The following is a 15,792-nucleotide window of genomic DNA, read 5'->3' as shown; positions in this document are numbered from 1 at the left end:
ACAAATTCCTGGTGACCAGTCGCGTTTTGTTATCTTCCTTCACTTCACGTAAAAATCAGTATACGCCTTAACTCCCTTTTTTTACTGTGATTTAAGGTGCGGTTTGCAATTTGATAGCGCTATCACAATTTTGAATGTTAGAAATTGGTAGCGCTATCTTTGTGATCTTGATCGCAGCTATCCGTGATAGCCTTGCATAAAGTTTGCTCATTGTTGATATCAGGCCGGGAGGAAAACATGCTCAAAAAATGGATACATGATGCAACCATCACCCTGGAAGAGAGCGTTAAAAACTGGCCGCAGGCGCTGGAGCTTTGCGCCAGACCGCTGCTGGAGATGAACGTGATCTCCCCGGAGTATGTGACGGCGATTGTCGAACAGCATCATAAGTTAGGACCGTATTACGTGCTGGCACCAGGGCTGGCGATGCCGCATGCGCGGCCAGAAGAAGGGGCGAAAGGGCTTGGCCTCTCATTATTAAAACTTAAGCAGGGAGTTGCATTCGGTGCCGGAGAGTTCGATCCGGTAGATATTATTATCATGCTGGCTGCACCCGATAAACACAGCCATATCGAAATGATCTCCGCGCTGGCCGAGTTATTTTCCAGTGACGATGATTTGGCCGAACTGCATAACGTAAATACGCGGGAGGAAATAAAAGCCATTATCGAACGCTTCTGACGTTATTACCCATTCCGATTAATTAACTCATTACGCTGAGGCGTGATGCGGACGCACTCTACTCAAAAAAGGCATAACAATGAAAATTATGGCGATTTGCGGCTCCGGCCTGGGCAGTAGTTTCATGGTCGAAATGAATATCAAAAAAGTGCTAAAAAAATTAAATATCCAGGCTGAGGTTGAGCACTCCGATCTCTCTTCGGCAACCCCCGGTGCTGCCGACGTGTTCGTGATGGCGAAAGACATCGCTGCCAGCGCGAGCGTGCCGGAAAGCCAGCTGGTGGTCATCAACAACATTATTGATATCAATGAACTGGAAGCGCAACTCAGCGCCTGGTTCGCAAAACAATCATCCTGATAACACCCTGTAAACGGTGAGGTGGATATGTTTATACTCGAAACGTTGAATTTCGTTGTTGATATTTTAAAAGTACCCTCAGTGCTGGTGGGATTAATTGCCTTAATTGGACTGGTGGCCCAGAAAAAGCCGTTTTCGGATGTGGTGAAAGGCACCATTAAAACCATTCTCGGTTTTATTGTTTTGGGCGGCGGTGCTACGGTGCTGGTCGGCTCCTTAAATCCCTTAGGGGGAATGTTTGAACACGCTTTTAATATTCAGGGCATTATTCCGAATAACGAAGCCATTGTGTCCATTGCGCTGGAGAAATATGGCGCATCTACGGCGCTGATTATGGCCTTCGGGATGGTAGCGAATATTATTGTCGCTCGCTTTACCCGACTGAAGTATATCTTCCTGACCGGGCACCACACGTTTTACATGGCCTGCATGATCGGCGTGATCCTGACCGTCGCCGGGTTTGAGGGGATCGGCCTGGTCTTTACCGGCTCGCTGATTCTCGGTCTGGTCATGGCGTTCTTCCCGGCGCTGGCGCAACGCTACATGAAGCGCATCACCGGTAATGACGATATCGCGTTTGGCCACTTCGGTACGCTGGGCTACGTGCTTTCCGGCTGGATCGGCAGCAAATGCGGGAAAGGCTCGCGCTCAACGGAAGAGATGAATCTGCCAAAGAACCTCAGCTTCCTGCGCGACAGCTCAATCTCTATCTCGCTGACCATGATGATCATCTACCTGATTATGGCCGTCAGCGCCGGACGTGAGTATGTCGAAGCGACCTTCAGCGGCGGTCAAAACTACCTGGTTTACGCAATTATCATGGCGATCACGTTCGCGGCGGGGGTGTTCATCATCCTGCAGGGCGTGCGTCTGATTCTGGCGGAGATTGTCCCGGCCTTTACCGGCTTTTCCGAAAAACTGGTCCCGAACGCGCGTCCGGCCCTCGACTGCCCGGTGGTCTATCCCTATGCGCCCAACGCCGTGCTAATCGGTTTCCTGTTCAGCTTCCTTGGCGGTCTGGTCGGTCTGTTCCTGTGTGGGCAGTTTAGCTGGGTGCTGATCCTGCCGGGTGTGGTTCCTCACTTCTTCACCGGTGCCACTGCCGGGGTGTTCGGGAATGCTACGGGCGGGCGTCGCGGTGCGATGATTGGGGCCTTCGCCAACGGCCTGCTGATTACCTTCCTGCCAGTGATGTTGCTGCCGGTGCTGGGGGCGATTGGTTTCGCTAACACCACTTTCTCAGACGCCGATTTTGGCGCAGTGGGCATCGTGCTGGGCAATCTGGCGCGCTACCTGTCTCCGTTCGCCATTACCGGTCTCGTCGTTGCGCTGTTCGCCGCGCTGGTGGCCTACAACGTGTTCGCTAAAAACAACTCTGCGGGCGGTAACGCGCAGGAAAACACCGGAGCTAAATCATGAATGTGAAAGAAGTCACCCGACTGGCGCGTGAGATCCGCCTGGAAACGCTCAAATCCTTAACGCAGCTGGGGTTCGGTCATTACGGCGGCAGTATGTCGGTGGTGGAAACGCTGGCGGTGCTGTACGGCGCGGTGATGAAAATCGACCCGGCCGATCCCGACTGGCCAGAGCGCGATTACTTCGTGCTCTCCAAGGGGCACGCTGGCCCGGCGCTTTACAGCACGCTGGCGATCAAAGGCTATTTCCCGGTGGAAGAACTGAGCACGCTGAACCAGAACGGCACGCGTTTGCCGAGCCACCCGGATCGCCTGAAAACGCGCGGCGTGGATGCCACTACCGGTTCGCTGGGGCAGGGAATTTCAATCGCCGGCGGGATGGCCCTGTCGCATAAGCTGGCGGGGCGTCCAAACCGGGTGTTCAGTATCGTCGGTGACGGCGAGCTAAACGAGGGGCAGTGCTGGGAAGCCTTCCAGTTTATCGCCCACCACCGGCTGACCAATCTGACCATTTTTGTTGACTGGAACAAACAGCAGCTCGACGGCGAGCTGGATGAGATCATCTGTGCGTTCGATCTCGAAGGGAAGTTCCGCGCCTTTGGCTTTGACGTGGTGACGGTCAAGGGGGACGACGTGGCCGGACTGCTGGAGGCGGTTTCACTGCCGCCTGCCGCCGGTGCCCGCCCGCTGGTGGTGATCCTCGACAGCATCAAAGGGCAGGGCGTGCCGTATCTGGAGCAGCTAAGCAACTCCCACCACCTGCGACTGACGGATGACGTCAAAGCCGCGCTGAATGAGACGATTCGCCAACTGGAGGCCGCACATGATTAAGGTTGCACCCGCAGGACAAAAAGATGCCATCGAGATGCGTAAAGTCTATGCCGGTTTCGTGGCAAACCAGATTGAAGCCGGAAGTGAGATTATCGCTCTCGAAGCGGATCTGATGAGCTCAATGGCAATGGATGGCGTGGCACGGGATTACCCGCAGCATGTGATTAACTGCGGCATTATGGAAGCCAACGTCATCGGTACGGCCGCCGGCTTGTCACTCACCGGGCGCAAACCCTTTGTGCATACGTTTACGGCCTTTGCCAGCCGCCGCTGCTTTGACCAGCTTTTTATGTCGCTGGATTATCAGCGCAATAACGTCAAAGTCATTGCCTCGGATGCGGGGGTCACGGCCTGTCACAACGGCGGCACCCATATGTCGTTTGAGGATATGGGGATCGTGCGCGGCCTGGCGCATTCGGTGGTGCTGGAAGTGACCGATGCGGTGATGTTCGAAGACGTGCTGCGCCAGCTTATCGAACTCGAGGGTTTCTATTGGGTGCGCACCATCCGTAAGCAGGCACCAAGCGTCTATGCACCGGGTTCGACCTTTACCATTGGCAAAGGGAACGTTTTGCGTGAGGGGAGCGATATCACTCTGATTGCAAACGGCATCATGGTGGCGGAAGCGCTGGAAGCGGCTCGTCAGCTCGAGCAGGAGGGGGTCAGCGCGGCGGTAATCGACATGTTTACCCTGAAACCTATCGACCGGATGCTGGTGAAAAACTACGCCGAGAAAACCGGGCGGATTGTGACCTGTGAAAACCACAGTATTCACAACGGGCTGGGGTCTGCGGTGGCGGAAGTGCTGGTGGAAACCTGTCCGGTCCCGATGCGTCGTGTCGGCGTTAAAGAGCGGTATGGTCAGGTGGGCACGCAGGACTTCCTGCAGAAAGAGTATGGCCTGACGGCACACGATATTGTCTCAGCGGCGCGAGAGCTGCTGTAATTAAAAAAGGCGACCAGAGGGTCGCCTTTTTGTTGCCCGGTGGTGCAAACGCTTACCGGGCTTACAGAACGTTCAGAACATTACTGCTGTTGCTGTGAAGACTGAATCGCGGTCAGAGCGATGGTGTAGACGATATCGTCAACCAGCGCGCCACGGGACAGGTCGTTCACCGGCTTGCGCATACCCTGCAGCATCGGCCCGATGGAGATCAGGTCGGCAGAACGCTGTACCGCTTTGTAGGTGGTGTTACCGGTGTTCAGATCCGGGAAGATGAACACGGTCGCGCGACCTGCAACCGGAGAGTTCGGTGCTTTGGATTTCGCAACGTCAGCCATCACGGCGGCGTCGTACTGCAGCGGGCCATCGATCATCAGGTCAGGACGTTTTTCCTGCGCCAGACGCGTCGCTTCACGCACTTTCTCTACGTCGCTACCTGCACCAGAGGTGCCGGTGGAGTAGGAGAGCATCGCAACGCGCGGTTCGATACCGAAGGCAATTGCGGAGTCCGCAGACTGGATAGCAATCTCAGCCAGCTGTTCTGCTGTTGGGTCTGGGTTGATCGCACAGTCACCGTAAACATAAACTTGTTCAGGCAGCAGCATGAAGAACACAGAAGAGACCAGCGAGCTACCTGGTGCCGTTTTGATCAGCTGCAGCGGTGGACGGATGGTGTTCGCGGTGGTGTGAACTGCACCAGAAACCAGACCGTCAACTTCGTCCTGCTCCAGCATCAGGGTACCCAGTACCACATTGTCTTCCAGCTGTTCGCGCGCAACGGCTTCGGTCATGCCTTTGCTCTTACGCAGCTCAACCAGACGGGCAACATAGCTCTCGCGAACCACTTCCGGATCGACGATTTCGATACCTGAACCCAGCTCAACGCCCTGAGACGCTGCAACGCGTGTGATTTCATCTGGGTTACCCAGCAGCACGCAGGTCGCGATGCCGCGCTCTGCACAGATAGCAGCCGCTTTAACGGTACGCGGTTCGTCGCCTTCTGGCAGAACAACGCGTTTACCGGCTTTACGCGCCAGCTCGGTCAGCTGGTAGCGGAATGCTGGTGGAGACAGACGACGGCTACGCTCGGAGGTCGCGGTCAGAGACTCAACCCAATCAGCGTTGATGTAGCTTGCAACGTATTCCTGAACTTTCTCGATACGCTCATGGTCATCAACCGGGACTTCGAGGTTGAAGCTCTGCAGGCTCAGAGAGGTCTGCCAGGTGTTGGTGTTCACCATGAACACTGGCAGGCCGGTGGCAAACGCACGTTCGCACAGCTTACTTACGCGTGGGTCCATTTCGTATGCGCCGGTCAGCAGGATCGCACCGATCTCAACGCCGTTCATCGCAGCCAGACAGGCAGCAACCAGCACGTCAGGACGGTCAGCGGAGGTCACCAGCAGGGAACCTGCACGGAAATGTTCCAGCATGTGCGGAATGCTACGTGCACAGAAGGTCACAGATTTCACGCGGCGGGTATTGATGTCGCCTTCGTTAACCACGGTCGCATTCAGGTGACGCGCCATGTCGATCGCACGGGTAGCGATCAGATCGAAGCTCCATGGCACCGCGCCCAGCACTGGCAGCGGGCTGCTTGCGCTTAGCTGAGCAGGGTCTACTTTCACGATCTTCGCTTTGGAAGAGTCGTCGAAAATTTCAGACAGGTCAGGGCGAGTACGGCCTTGTTCATCAACCGGTGCGTTCAGTTTGTTAACGATAACGCCGGTGATGTTGCTGTTTTTCGCTCCGCCGAAGCTGCTGCGAGTCAGCTCAATGCGCTCGTTCAGCTGTTCCGGGGTATCGGTACCCTGGGACATCACGAACACGATTTCAGCGTTCAGGGTTTTGGCGATTTCGTAGTTCAGAGACTGAGCAAACTGATGTTTGCGCGTCGGAACCAGACCTTCAACCAGAACCACTTCCGCGTCCTTCGCGTTCGCGTGGTAGTTAGCGATGATCTCTTCCATCAGCACATCGGACTGATTGCTGGAGAGCAGAGACTCAACGTGGCTCATTTTCAGCGGTTCAGCCGCTGGCAGACCGGAATTCGCACGCACGATGGCGGTGGTCTGGTCTGGCGCATCGCCACCAGCACGAGGCTGGGCGATAGGCTTAAAGACGCTCAGGCGAACGCCTTTGCGTTCCATAGCACGGATAACGCCAAGGCTGACGCTGGTCAGGCCGACGCTGGTTCCGGTAGGGATCAGCATAATAGTACGGGACACGGTTTATCCTCTTTTGGTTACCGCCGCAGTGGGCGGGGTACAAAACAGCACCGCCAGCATTGCTGGCGGTGTGGAATCAGGCAGTCAGACGGTTCGCGTCTTGCGCGATGACCAGCTCTTCGTTGGTTGGGATAACCAGAGCCGGGCGGGTGCCTTCTTTGTTGATGAAGCCAGACTTGCCGAAACGGGCAGCCAGGTTACGTTCGTGATCAACATCGAAGCCCAGAACGCCCAGTTTGCCCAGGGACAGTTCACGAACCATTGCCGCGTTCTCACCGATACCACCGGTGAAGATAACCGCATCCAGACGACCATCCATCAGTGCAGTGTAAGAACCGATGTATTTCGCCAGACGGTGGCAGTAAACGTCCATTGCACGTTTAGCGTCAGCTTTGGTGGTGTAGTTGTCTTCAACGTAACGGCAGTCGCTGGTGACTTCGGTCAGACCCAGCAGGCCAGACTCTTTGGTCAGCATTTTGTTGATTGCATCAACGCTCATGCCCAGGGTGTCGTGCAGGTGGAAGATGATCGCCGGGTCGATGTCACCGGAACGTGTACCCATCACCAGACCTTCCAGCGGGGTCAGACCCATAGAAGTATCAACACATTCGCCGTTGCGGATAGCAGAAACAGAACCACCGTTGCCCAGGTGGCAAGTGATGATGTTCAGCTCTTCAACAGGTTTGTTCAGAATCTTGGCCGCTTCCTGAGTAACATAGAAGTGGCTGGTGCCGTGTGCGCCGTAACGACGAACGCCGTGCTCTTTGTACAGGCTGTACGGCAGGGCATAGAGGTAAGACTCTTCTGGCATGGTCTGATGGAACGCGGTGTCGAAGACAGCGACGTTTTTGTCTTTCAGATTCGGGAAGGATTTCAGCGCTTCCGCGATGCCGATCAGGTGTGCAGGGTTGTGCAGCGGTGCAAAAGAGGCTGCGTCTTTGATACCCTGAATAACGGAATCGTCGATCACTACAGAGCCGGTGTACTTCTCGCCGCCGTGAACTACACGGTGGCCGATCGCAGTCAGCTGAGCAGACAGTTCTGGTTTTTGTGCCAGAATAGTGTTAACGATAAAGTTCAGCGCTTCACTGTGAGCGGCGCCTGCACCTAAAGCCGCTTCTTGTTTGCTGCCGTCCATTTTCCATTTCAGACGTGCTTCAGGAAGATGGAAACATTCGGCCAAACCAGAGAGGTACTCTTCACCGTTGAGCGCATCGATGATGGCGAATTTCAGTGAGGAGCTACCGCAGTTCAGAACCAGTACTAACTTACTCGACATGGAAGTACCTATTATTGATACGTGGCTAAAAAAACGTCAGTGAGTCTCGTAGCGTAGCGCAAGATGACCCAGACATTTATGATTAACATCATGCCAAACGAACTTTCTGGCATGATGAAAGAAATCCATATGATTTTATGCCATTTTGAACGATTTTCAGACAATGGCATAATATGCGATAATTTGACGAGTTAACGATTCTCGTCTAAGGCCCAATCAGGCTGGCACAGAATACCCGATACTGGGTAGCGATGACAAAATATTTTGAACGTTGTCATGGCTTGTTGTGGATTTGCACGAAAATTTTAATTTTTATATGTGAAGTTGAGGTACAGCCATGTCGACACCTGAGAACCCCTCCGTGAGCTTCTTGAGTCTGTTTCGTCGGGGCCAGCATTACGCAAAGACGTGGCCCCTGGAGAAGCGCCTTGCGCCGGTGTTTGTAGATAACCGCGTTATCCGCATCACCCGCTATGCGATCCGTTTTATGCCGCCGATTGCCGTCTTTACCCTGTGCTGGCAGATCGCCCTGGGTGGTCAGCTTGGCCCGGCTGTGGCAACCGCGCTGTTTGCGCTCAGTCTCCCGATGCAGGGATTGTGGTGGTTGGGTAAACGTTCTGTCACGCCGCTGCCACCTACTATTTTACACTGGTTTTATGAAGTGCGCGGGAAACTTCAGGAAGCAGGCCAGGCGCTGGCCCCGGTTGAAGGCAAACCGGATTATCAGGCGCTGGCGGATACGCTCAAGCGGGCTTTCAAGCAACTTGATAAAACATTCCTTGATGACTTGTGATTGATCATCGAAACGGTCACGAAAAGAAGGCACAGTAACCACCAGTTACCGTGTCTTTTTTTTTAGTGCAACGCGCAACAGGAGTCGAAAGATGGAAATGACCAATGCTCAACGTCTGATTTTGTCCAATCAGTACAAGATGATGACTATGCTTGATCCCGACAACGCGGAGCGCTATCGCCGCCTGCAGACTATCGTTGAACGTGGCTTCGGCTTGCAGATGCGCGAGCTGGACCGCGAGTTTGGCGAGCTGAAGGAAGAGACGTGCCGCACCGTCATCGACATTATGGAGATGTACCACGCGCTGCATGTTTCCTGGACCAATCTGAAAGATGCTCAAACCATTGATGAGCGTCGCGTGACATTCCTCGGTTTTGACGTGGCGACCGAATCGCGTTATCTGAGCTATGTTCGCTTCATGGTCAACACCGAAGGGCGTTACACCCATTTTGATGCGGGTACTCATGGCTTCAATTCCCAGACGCCGATGTGGGAAAAATATCAGCGTATGTTAAGCGCGTGGCACGCCTGCCCGCGTCAGTACCATTTAAGCAGTAACGAAATTCAGCAAATTATCAATGCCTGAGGGGGTGAGTGTGCAGTGTAAAGGTTTTCTGTTTGATCTGGACGGTACGCTGGTGGATTCGCTGCCGGTAGTCGAGCGCTCGTGGTGCCATTGGGCCGACAGGCATGGCATTGACCATCAGGACGTATTGAATTTCATCCATGGCAAACAGGCCATTACCTCTTTACGTCACTTCTTGCCCGGACGAACCGAAGAAGAGATTCAGGCGGAGTTCAAGTATCTGGAGCAGATCGAAGCAACAGATGTTGAAGGGATTGTCGCTTTGCCGGGCGCGCTTGAGCTGCTCAATCATCTTGAAGAAGCGCAGATCCCCTGGGCTATCGTGACCTCAGGTTCGATTCCCGTCGCGCACGCCCGCCATAAGGCTGCCGGTCTGCCGACGCCTGAAGTGTTCGTCACCGCCGAACGCGTGAAGCGCGGGAAACCGGAACCGGACGCCTTCTTATTAGGCGCGGAATTGCTGGGCATCCATCCGGCCGAGTGCGTCGTGGTGGAAGATGCCGCCGCCGGTGTGCTGGCCGGGCTGAACGCCGGTAGCCATGTGGTTGCCGTGAATGTGCCCGCCGGTTCGCCCCGGCTCGACGAGGTCGACTTTGTGCTCACGTCGCTTGCTGCGCTGTCCGTTCACAAGGGCGCAGACGGAAATGTTACCGTCTCCTTAAAAATGTAATCCCATGATTTGGCCCCACATTGTTGGGGCCTTTTTATGGCAAAATTCCACTCCCTTTCCCTGACAAGGACATGTTGTGAACGGTGAACTGATTTGGGTGCTCAGCCTGCTTGCTATCGCCATCATTCTCTTTGCAACCGGCAAAGTGCGCATGGACGCCGTCGCTTTACTGGTTATCGTCGCGTTTGTTCTGAGCGGCACCTTAACGCTCCCGGAAGCCTTCTCGGGTTTTAGCGATCCCAACGTTATTTTGATTGCCGCGCTGTTTATCATCGGTGACGGACTGGTGCGCACCGGCGTCGCCACGGTGATGGGCGCCTGGCTGGTGAAAGTGGCGGGCAGCAGCGAAACCAAAATGCTCATCTACCTGATGCTGACGGTCGCCGGACTGGGTGCCTTTATGAGCTCCACCGGCGTCGTTGCAATCTTTATTCCGGTGGTATTAAGCGTCTCCATGCGCATGCAGACCTCACCGTCGCGACTGATGATGCCGCTGAGTTTTGCCGGGCTGATTAGCGGCATGATGACTCTGGTCGCCACGCCACCGAACCTGGTGGTTAACAGTGAACTGCTACGCGAAGGCTATGCCGGGTTTAGTTTCTTCAGCGTGACGCCGATTGGCCTGGTGGTGCTGGTGCTCGGGGTGGTTTATATGCTCCTGACCCGCTTTGCCCTGAAGGGCGATAACCAGCATAAACACCGCGATGGCTGGCGCAGACGCACCTTCCGCGATCTGATCAAAGAGTATCGTCTTACCGGTCGGGCGCGTCGTCTGGCGATTCGCCCCGGTTCGCCGCTGATTGGTCAGCGTCTTGACGATCTCAAGCTGCGCGAGCGCTACGGCGCGAATATCATCGGGGTCGAGCGCTGGCGCCGGTTCCGTCGCGTGATTGTGAATGTGAATGGGGTGTCTGAGTTTCGCGCCCGCGACGTTCTGCTGATTGATATGTCGACGGCAGATGTCGATTTACGTGAGTTCTGCACCGAGCAACTGCTGGAGCCAATGGTGCTTCGTGGTGAGTATTTCTCCGACCAGGCGCTGGACGTGGGAATGGCGGAAGTCTCTCTTATCCCCGAATCGGAATTGCTGGGTAAAACCGTCCGTGAGATAGGGTTTCGAACCCGCTACGGGCTGAATGTGGTTGGCCTGAAACGTGACGGGGTGGCGATGGAAGGGGCGGTAGTGGATGAGCCGCTGCAGCTGGGCGATATCTTCCTGGTGGTCGGCAACTGGAAACTGATCAGCCAGCTTGGTCAAAAAGGGCGTGATTTTGTGGTGCTCAATATGCCCATCGAAGAGAGCGACGCGTCACCGGCCCACAGTCAGGCACCGCATGCCATTTTCTGTCTGGTGCTGATGGTCGCACTGATGCTCACGGACGAAATTCCGAATCCGATCGCGGCCATTATTGCCTGTCTGCTGATGGGGAAATTCCGCTGCATCGACGCGGAAAGTGCCTATAAAGCCATTCACTGGCCGAGCATTATTCTGATCGTCGGGATGATGCCGTTTGCGCTGGCGCTGCAAAAAACGGGTGGCGTGGATCTGGTGGTGAAAGGGCTGATGGACGTCGGCGGGGGATACGGCCCGTACATGATGCTGATTTGTCTGTTTGTCATGTGCGCCACCATCGGGCTGTTTATCTCCAATACCGCGACGGCGGTGCTGATGGCGCCGATTGCGCTGGCGATGGCTAAATCGATGGGGGTGTCGCCGTATCCGTTTGCGATGATGGTCGCAATGGCCGCGTCGGCGGCGTTTATGACGCCTGTTTCGTCACCAGTGAATACGCTGGTGCTGGGACCGGGAAACTATAAATTCAGCGATTTCGTGAAGCTCGGCGTGCCGTTCACTATCCTGGTAATGCTGGTGTGCGTGGTGTTGATTCCGGTGCTGTTCCCGTTCTGACCACTTTACGCCGGGCGGCGGCTTCGCCTGACCCGGCTGCATTTGTGTATCAGCTGTACACCTGGCAAAGGCTTACAGCGGCGAATCCTGACTGATTTCATCCAGCGACAGATGGAAGCTCGGCACGAACACCTCCATGAAATAATCCATCTCTTCGCTGCGACGCGATTCGAGGGTTTTTTCCAGCCGCGTTTTCGCCAGTAAAAACTCATTATTACCAGCGGAGAGTTCTTCCAGACACTTGAGATAGGCGCACAGGGCATCCGCCTGTTTCACCAGCAATCTTTCCTCTTCCGTGCACTGGTGTTCGTCGATAAGCGGCGCAAAAATATCTCGCAGTTCTTCCGGCACCATATCCACCAGTTTCTGCTGGGCGATCTTCTCGATGGCCTTATATTCCTGCGCAATCTGCGAGTTGAAATATTTAACCGGTGTCGGTAAATCCCCGGTCAGAACTTCAGAGGCGTCGTGGTACATCGCCAGCAACGCGATGCGCTCAGGATTCACCTGCCCGTTGAATTTACGGTTTTTGATAGCGGCCAGCGCGTGCGCGACCATGGCGACCTGCAAACTGTGTTCAGACACGTTCTCTGTGCGCACGTTGCGCATCAGCGGCCAGCGGTTGATTAACTTCAGGCGGGAGAGATGGGCAAAAAAATGACTCTGACTCATAGATAACCTTTTGTCTTGCACTGCGACAGATTTCATTGTGCGGCGAGGGGAGGCAAGATGCAAATCAGGCTGCCCGTGGCAGCCTGATGGAGGTTTACTGATGATAACCGGAGAGGAAGCGTCCGAACCGGCTAATCGCCATTTCGAGGTCGTCTTCGCGCGGCAGGGTGACGATACGGACGTGGTCCGGCCACGGCCAGTTAAACGCGGTTCCCTGCACCAGCAGCACTTTTTCCTGTAACAGGAAGTCGAGCACCATTTTCTGGTCATCGTGAATATTGAAACGTTTAATATCGATTTTCGGGAACATATATAGCGCGCCGTTCGGCTTCACGCAGGAGACGCCAGGAATATCGTTAATCAACTCCCACGCGCGGTTACGCTGCTCATACAGACGCCCGCCGGGTACGATAAATTCGCTGATGCTCTGATAACCGCCGAGCGCTGTCTGAATGGCGTGTTGCGCCGGAACGTTAGCACACAGGCGCATCGAGGCGAGCATTTCCAGCCCTTCGATATAGCCTTTGGCGTGTTTTTTCGGGCCGTTCAGAACCATCCAGCCCTGACGGAAACCGGCAACGCGGTAGGTTTTCGACAGGCCGTTAAAGGTGACGGTCAGCAGATCCGGAGCCAGCGTAGCAATCGAGTGGTGTTGCGCCGCATCGTACAGAATCTTGTCGTAAATCTCATCGGCAAAGATGATCAGATTGTGCTGACGGGCGATCTCAACGATCTCCATCAACAGCTCTTTGGAATAGACGGCACCCGTTGGGTTGTTCGGGTTGATAATCACAATACCGCGCGTGCGCGGGGTGATTTTGGCGCGGATATCGTCGAGATCCGGGAACCAGTCGGACGATTCATCGCACAAATAGTGCACCGCTTTGCCGCTGGAAAGGGAAACGGCCGCTGTCCACAGCGGATAGTCCGGCGCAGGCACCAGCATTTCATCGCCGCTGTTAAGCAAAGCCTGCATCGCCTGGACGATCAGTTCAGAAACGCCGTTACCAATATAGATATCTTCAACGGTGACATCGCGCATCCCACGGGCCTGATAGTGCTGCATGATGGCCTTACGGGCGGAGTAGAGTCCTTTAGAATCACAGTAGCCTTGCGCCGTCGGCAGGTTACGGATCACATCAACGAGGATTTCATCCGGCGCGTCAAAGCCAAAGGGCGCGGGGTTACCAATGTTGAGTTTCAGGACTTTGTTGCCTTCCTCTTCAAGGCGCTTAGCCTCTTTAAGAACCGGACCGCGGATGTCGTAACAGACGTTATCTAATTTGCTGGATTTTTCGATAGGGGACATGAATCGTTGACCTTTTAGCTGTTATTGCCACTCCCTGCCGTGGAAGTCAGCACGGAACAATGTACTCCCACCGCGCTGCGTTTTGAAGGGTGTACAGAAGAAGATTTTGCTGGGATGCGAAAATAAGAGGTAATCTTTTTAGCTATCAGAAATGGAATTTGGTCGTGTAAAGCATTGCTTTGAGAGGTAAGTGCAGTTTATTATCTCGCACCATGTGGTTTTTAATGTATTTTACCCTGCTTAAAACCGCTGTACGACAGAGAAACGATGAGATCGCAATGATTTCTCCCGGTGACCTTTCGTAAAACCGGAATGCTTCTTAATATCTTTGGTGAATGATGGATTCGGCCAGAGGTTGCGCGTGTGAAAATATTGTTAAGCAATATTAATGGATAAACCTAATCTACATTAATGTTTATTTATTAATGATGCCTAAATCTTAACTTTCGTTAATTTTAATAAAATTAGTTTAGCCGTTAATCAACATGGATTAATCAGTAATGGTGTAATAATACTTATAAATAAAGTGGATTTGGGTTAAGATGTTGTCTCAGGAAAAGAGAGGAATGTTTACATTACTGTGTATTTTGCCTCGATTTTTCTGAATTAGTTGATTGTTATTGTTAGAATTATCTCTACTATACTGGATAGGCAACACCTTTACTGCTGTGCCCGTGTTGCGAGTAAAAGAGTGATGATGAGTAAGTTCTTTAATGGAATTTACTGAAATCAGCAAAATCTAAAAATATCCTGAACATTTAAGAGAATAAACATATCGTCATGGAACGTTGTTTCTGACTTCTGCTATACACCAGCCAATAACTATCTGTCAGGTAGTCTGCCGGTCGGCAGCTCCGCACGAGCAACTTGTAAGTGAATAGATATGATAAATGCAAATCGTCCGATACTAAATCTCGATCTCGATCTGCTGAGAACGTTTGTTGCGGTCGCTGATCTCAACACCTTTGCAGCCGCTGCTGCCGCTGTCTGCCGTACGCAATCGGCGGTCAGCCAACAGATGCAGCGACTGGAGCAACTGGTGGGCAAAGAACTCTTTGCACGCCACGGTCGTAATAAACTGTTAACTGAGCACGGGATCCAGTTACTGGGTTACGCCAGGAAGATTTTACGCTTCAATGATGAAGCATGTATGTCATTAATGTTTAGCAATCTTCAGGGCGTTTTAACGTTAGGCGCTTCTGATGAATCTGCTGATACGATATTGCCGTTTTTACTTAATCGGATCAGTTCGGTTTATCCGAAGCTTGCGCTGGATGTCAGCGTAAAACGAAATGCCTTCATGATTGATATGCTTAAAGACCATGAAGTTGATCTGGTTGTTACCACGCACTGTCCTGGACAATTTGATTGTCTGACATTACGAACGTCGCCAACGCACTGGTATTGCGCGGCAGAATATGTGCTGCAAAAAGGCGAGCCTATTCCGCTGGTATTGCTGGACGATCCTAGTCCGTTCCGCGATATGGTGTTGTCGGCTCTGAATGAAGCGAATATTCCGTGGCGTTTAGCGTACGTGGCTTCCACATTACCTGCAGTGCGTGCCGCCGTTAAAGCCGGACTTGGTGTGACCGCTCGCCCTGTTGAGATGATGAGCCCGGATTTACGCGTCTTAGGTAAATCTAATGGTTTACCTGCGCTGCCGGACACGGAATATCTGCTTTGCCATAACTCATCCAGCAACAACGAGCTGGCAAAAATCGTGTTTGAAGCGATGGTGAACTACCACAATCCATGGCAATTCGAGAATGTTACTCCCGAAGGGGGGGGCGATTCCCTGGTGGTTGAAGGGGATTTTGAGTGATCCCGATCCGATAATTGTCGTAACAATTTGTAAGTGTAAAAAAGAACCACTCGTGCGGTATTTCCGCAGAGTGGTTTTTTTTTGACAACAATAGCGCCATACTCTTTGAGGTTATTGTAAATAAGTCTTAATTATCATCGCGATGTATGGTTCTGCTCGATTTTTGAACGTAATGCGTTTTGTTATCTTCTCTGCGGCACTGATGTTAAAAAACCAGCAAAAATGTTGCCGTTTTTTTGATTGGATTAACAAAAGCGTGTCTCAGATCAAGAAAATACTCCCATTTGGGGGGAGGA

The 15,792-nt window shown here is 53.3% G+C and carries 14 protein-coding genes; 10 read left to right on the top strand and 4 right to left on the bottom strand.

Annotated features, from left to right (window positions below):
* The first annotated feature begins 237 nt into the window (after window positions 1-237).
* The 5 genes from C0560_RS14260 (at window position 238) to C0560_RS14240 (ending at window position 4,231) form a co-directional block, all read left to right on the top strand.
* Window positions 238-681, top strand: coding sequence for a PTS sugar transporter subunit IIA (locus C0560_RS14260; RefSeq protein WP_123427188.1), 444 nt, complete (start codon window positions 238-240; stop codon window positions 679-681).
* A 79-nt stretch (window positions 682-760) separates the two neighbouring features.
* Entirely contained in the window at window positions 761-1,039 is a 279-nt protein-coding gene (locus C0560_RS14255) for a PTS sugar transporter subunit IIB (RefSeq protein ID WP_100779439.1), read from the top strand.
* Between the two features lie 27 nt (window positions 1,040-1,066).
* Window positions 1,067-2,458 carry a PTS ascorbate transporter subunit IIC gene (locus tag C0560_RS14250; protein ID WP_107703186.1) on the top strand — a complete coding sequence of 464 codons (1,392 nt, stop codon included), beginning with the start codon at window positions 1,067-1,069 and terminating at the stop codon, window positions 2,456-2,458.
* Window positions 2,455-3,285 carry a transketolase gene (locus tag C0560_RS14245; RefSeq protein ID WP_123427189.1) on the top strand — a complete coding sequence of 277 codons (831 nt, stop codon included), beginning with the start codon at window positions 2,455-2,457 and terminating at the stop codon, window positions 3,283-3,285. Before C0560_RS14250 ends, C0560_RS14245 begins: the two co-directional genes overlap by 4 nt.
* Window positions 3,278-4,231 carry a transketolase family protein gene (locus C0560_RS14240; RefSeq protein ID WP_181826616.1) on the top strand — a complete coding sequence of 318 codons (954 nt, stop codon included), beginning with the start codon at window positions 3,278-3,280 and terminating at the stop codon, window positions 4,229-4,231. The genes C0560_RS14245 and C0560_RS14240 overlap by 8 nt, the downstream gene beginning before the upstream one ends.
* Before the next feature lie 80 nt (window positions 4,232-4,311).
* Here C0560_RS14240 and pta read toward each other — a convergent pair whose 3' ends face one another.
* Window positions 4,312-6,456, bottom strand: coding sequence for a phosphate acetyltransferase (gene pta, locus C0560_RS14235; RefSeq protein ID WP_100779443.1), 2,145 nt, complete (start codon window positions 6,454-6,456; stop codon window positions 4,312-4,314).
* A gap of 76 nt (window positions 6,457-6,532) precedes the next feature.
* Window positions 6,533-7,735 (bottom strand): acetate kinase, encoded by a 1,203-nt coding sequence (gene ackA, locus C0560_RS14230; RefSeq protein ID WP_100779444.1) that lies wholly within the window; start codon window positions 7,733-7,735, stop codon window positions 6,533-6,535.
* Window positions 7,736-8,072: 337 nt separating this feature from the next.
* Here ackA and yfbV point away from each other — a divergent pair, with 337 nt between their 5' ends.
* From yfbV to C0560_RS14210, 4 genes are all read left to right on the top strand, one after another.
* Window positions 8,073-8,528, top strand: coding sequence for a terminus macrodomain insulation protein YfbV (gene yfbV, locus C0560_RS14225; protein WP_100779445.1), 456 nt, complete (start codon window positions 8,073-8,075; stop codon window positions 8,526-8,528).
* A gap of 91 nt (window positions 8,529-8,619) precedes the next feature.
* Complete coding sequence (locus tag C0560_RS14220; protein WP_095282756.1) at window positions 8,620-9,114, top strand: YfbU family protein; 495 nt, start codon at window positions 8,620-8,622, stop codon at window positions 9,112-9,114.
* 10 nt (window positions 9,115-9,124) lie between these two features.
* Window positions 9,125-9,784 carry a sugar phosphatase gene (locus C0560_RS14215; protein ID WP_100780843.1) on the top strand — a complete coding sequence of 220 codons (660 nt, stop codon included), beginning with the start codon at window positions 9,125-9,127 and terminating at the stop codon, window positions 9,782-9,784.
* Window positions 9,785-9,860: 76 nt separating this feature from the next.
* The gene (locus tag C0560_RS14210; RefSeq protein ID WP_123427192.1) at window positions 9,861-11,693 is read left to right on the top strand and encodes an SLC13 family permease; all 1,833 of its coding nucleotides are present in this window, start codon (window positions 9,861-9,863) and stop codon (window positions 11,691-11,693) included.
* Window positions 11,694-11,765: 72 nt separating this feature from the next.
* Here the strand turns inward: C0560_RS14210 and yfbR are convergent, their stop codons facing one another.
* Entirely contained in the window at window positions 11,766-12,365 is a 600-nt protein-coding gene (gene yfbR / locus C0560_RS14205; RefSeq protein ID WP_102104905.1) for a 5'-deoxynucleotidase, read from the bottom strand.
* Between the two features lie 94 nt (window positions 12,366-12,459).
* The gene (alaA, locus tag C0560_RS14200; RefSeq protein ID WP_100779448.1) at window positions 12,460-13,674 is read right to left on the bottom strand and encodes an alanine transaminase AlaA; all 1,215 of its coding nucleotides are present in this window, start codon (window positions 13,672-13,674) and stop codon (window positions 12,460-12,462) included.
* A gap of 883 nt (window positions 13,675-14,557) precedes the next feature.
* Here alaA and lrhA point away from each other — a divergent pair.
* The gene (gene lrhA / locus C0560_RS14195) at window positions 14,558-15,496 is read left to right on the top strand and encodes a transcriptional regulator LrhA (RefSeq protein ID WP_100779449.1); all 939 of its coding nucleotides are present in this window, start codon (window positions 14,558-14,560) and stop codon (window positions 15,494-15,496) included.
* Window positions 15,497-15,792 lie beyond the last annotated feature (296 nt).

It is taken from the genome of Lelliottia sp. AC1, assembly GCF_023278595.1.
In the GTDB taxonomy this organism is placed as follows: domain Bacteria; phylum Pseudomonadota; class Gammaproteobacteria; order Enterobacterales; family Enterobacteriaceae; genus Enterobacter; species Enterobacter nimipressuralis.
Note: the sequence above shows the minus strand (reverse complement) of the source record. Positions and strands in the feature narration are given on the sequence as shown.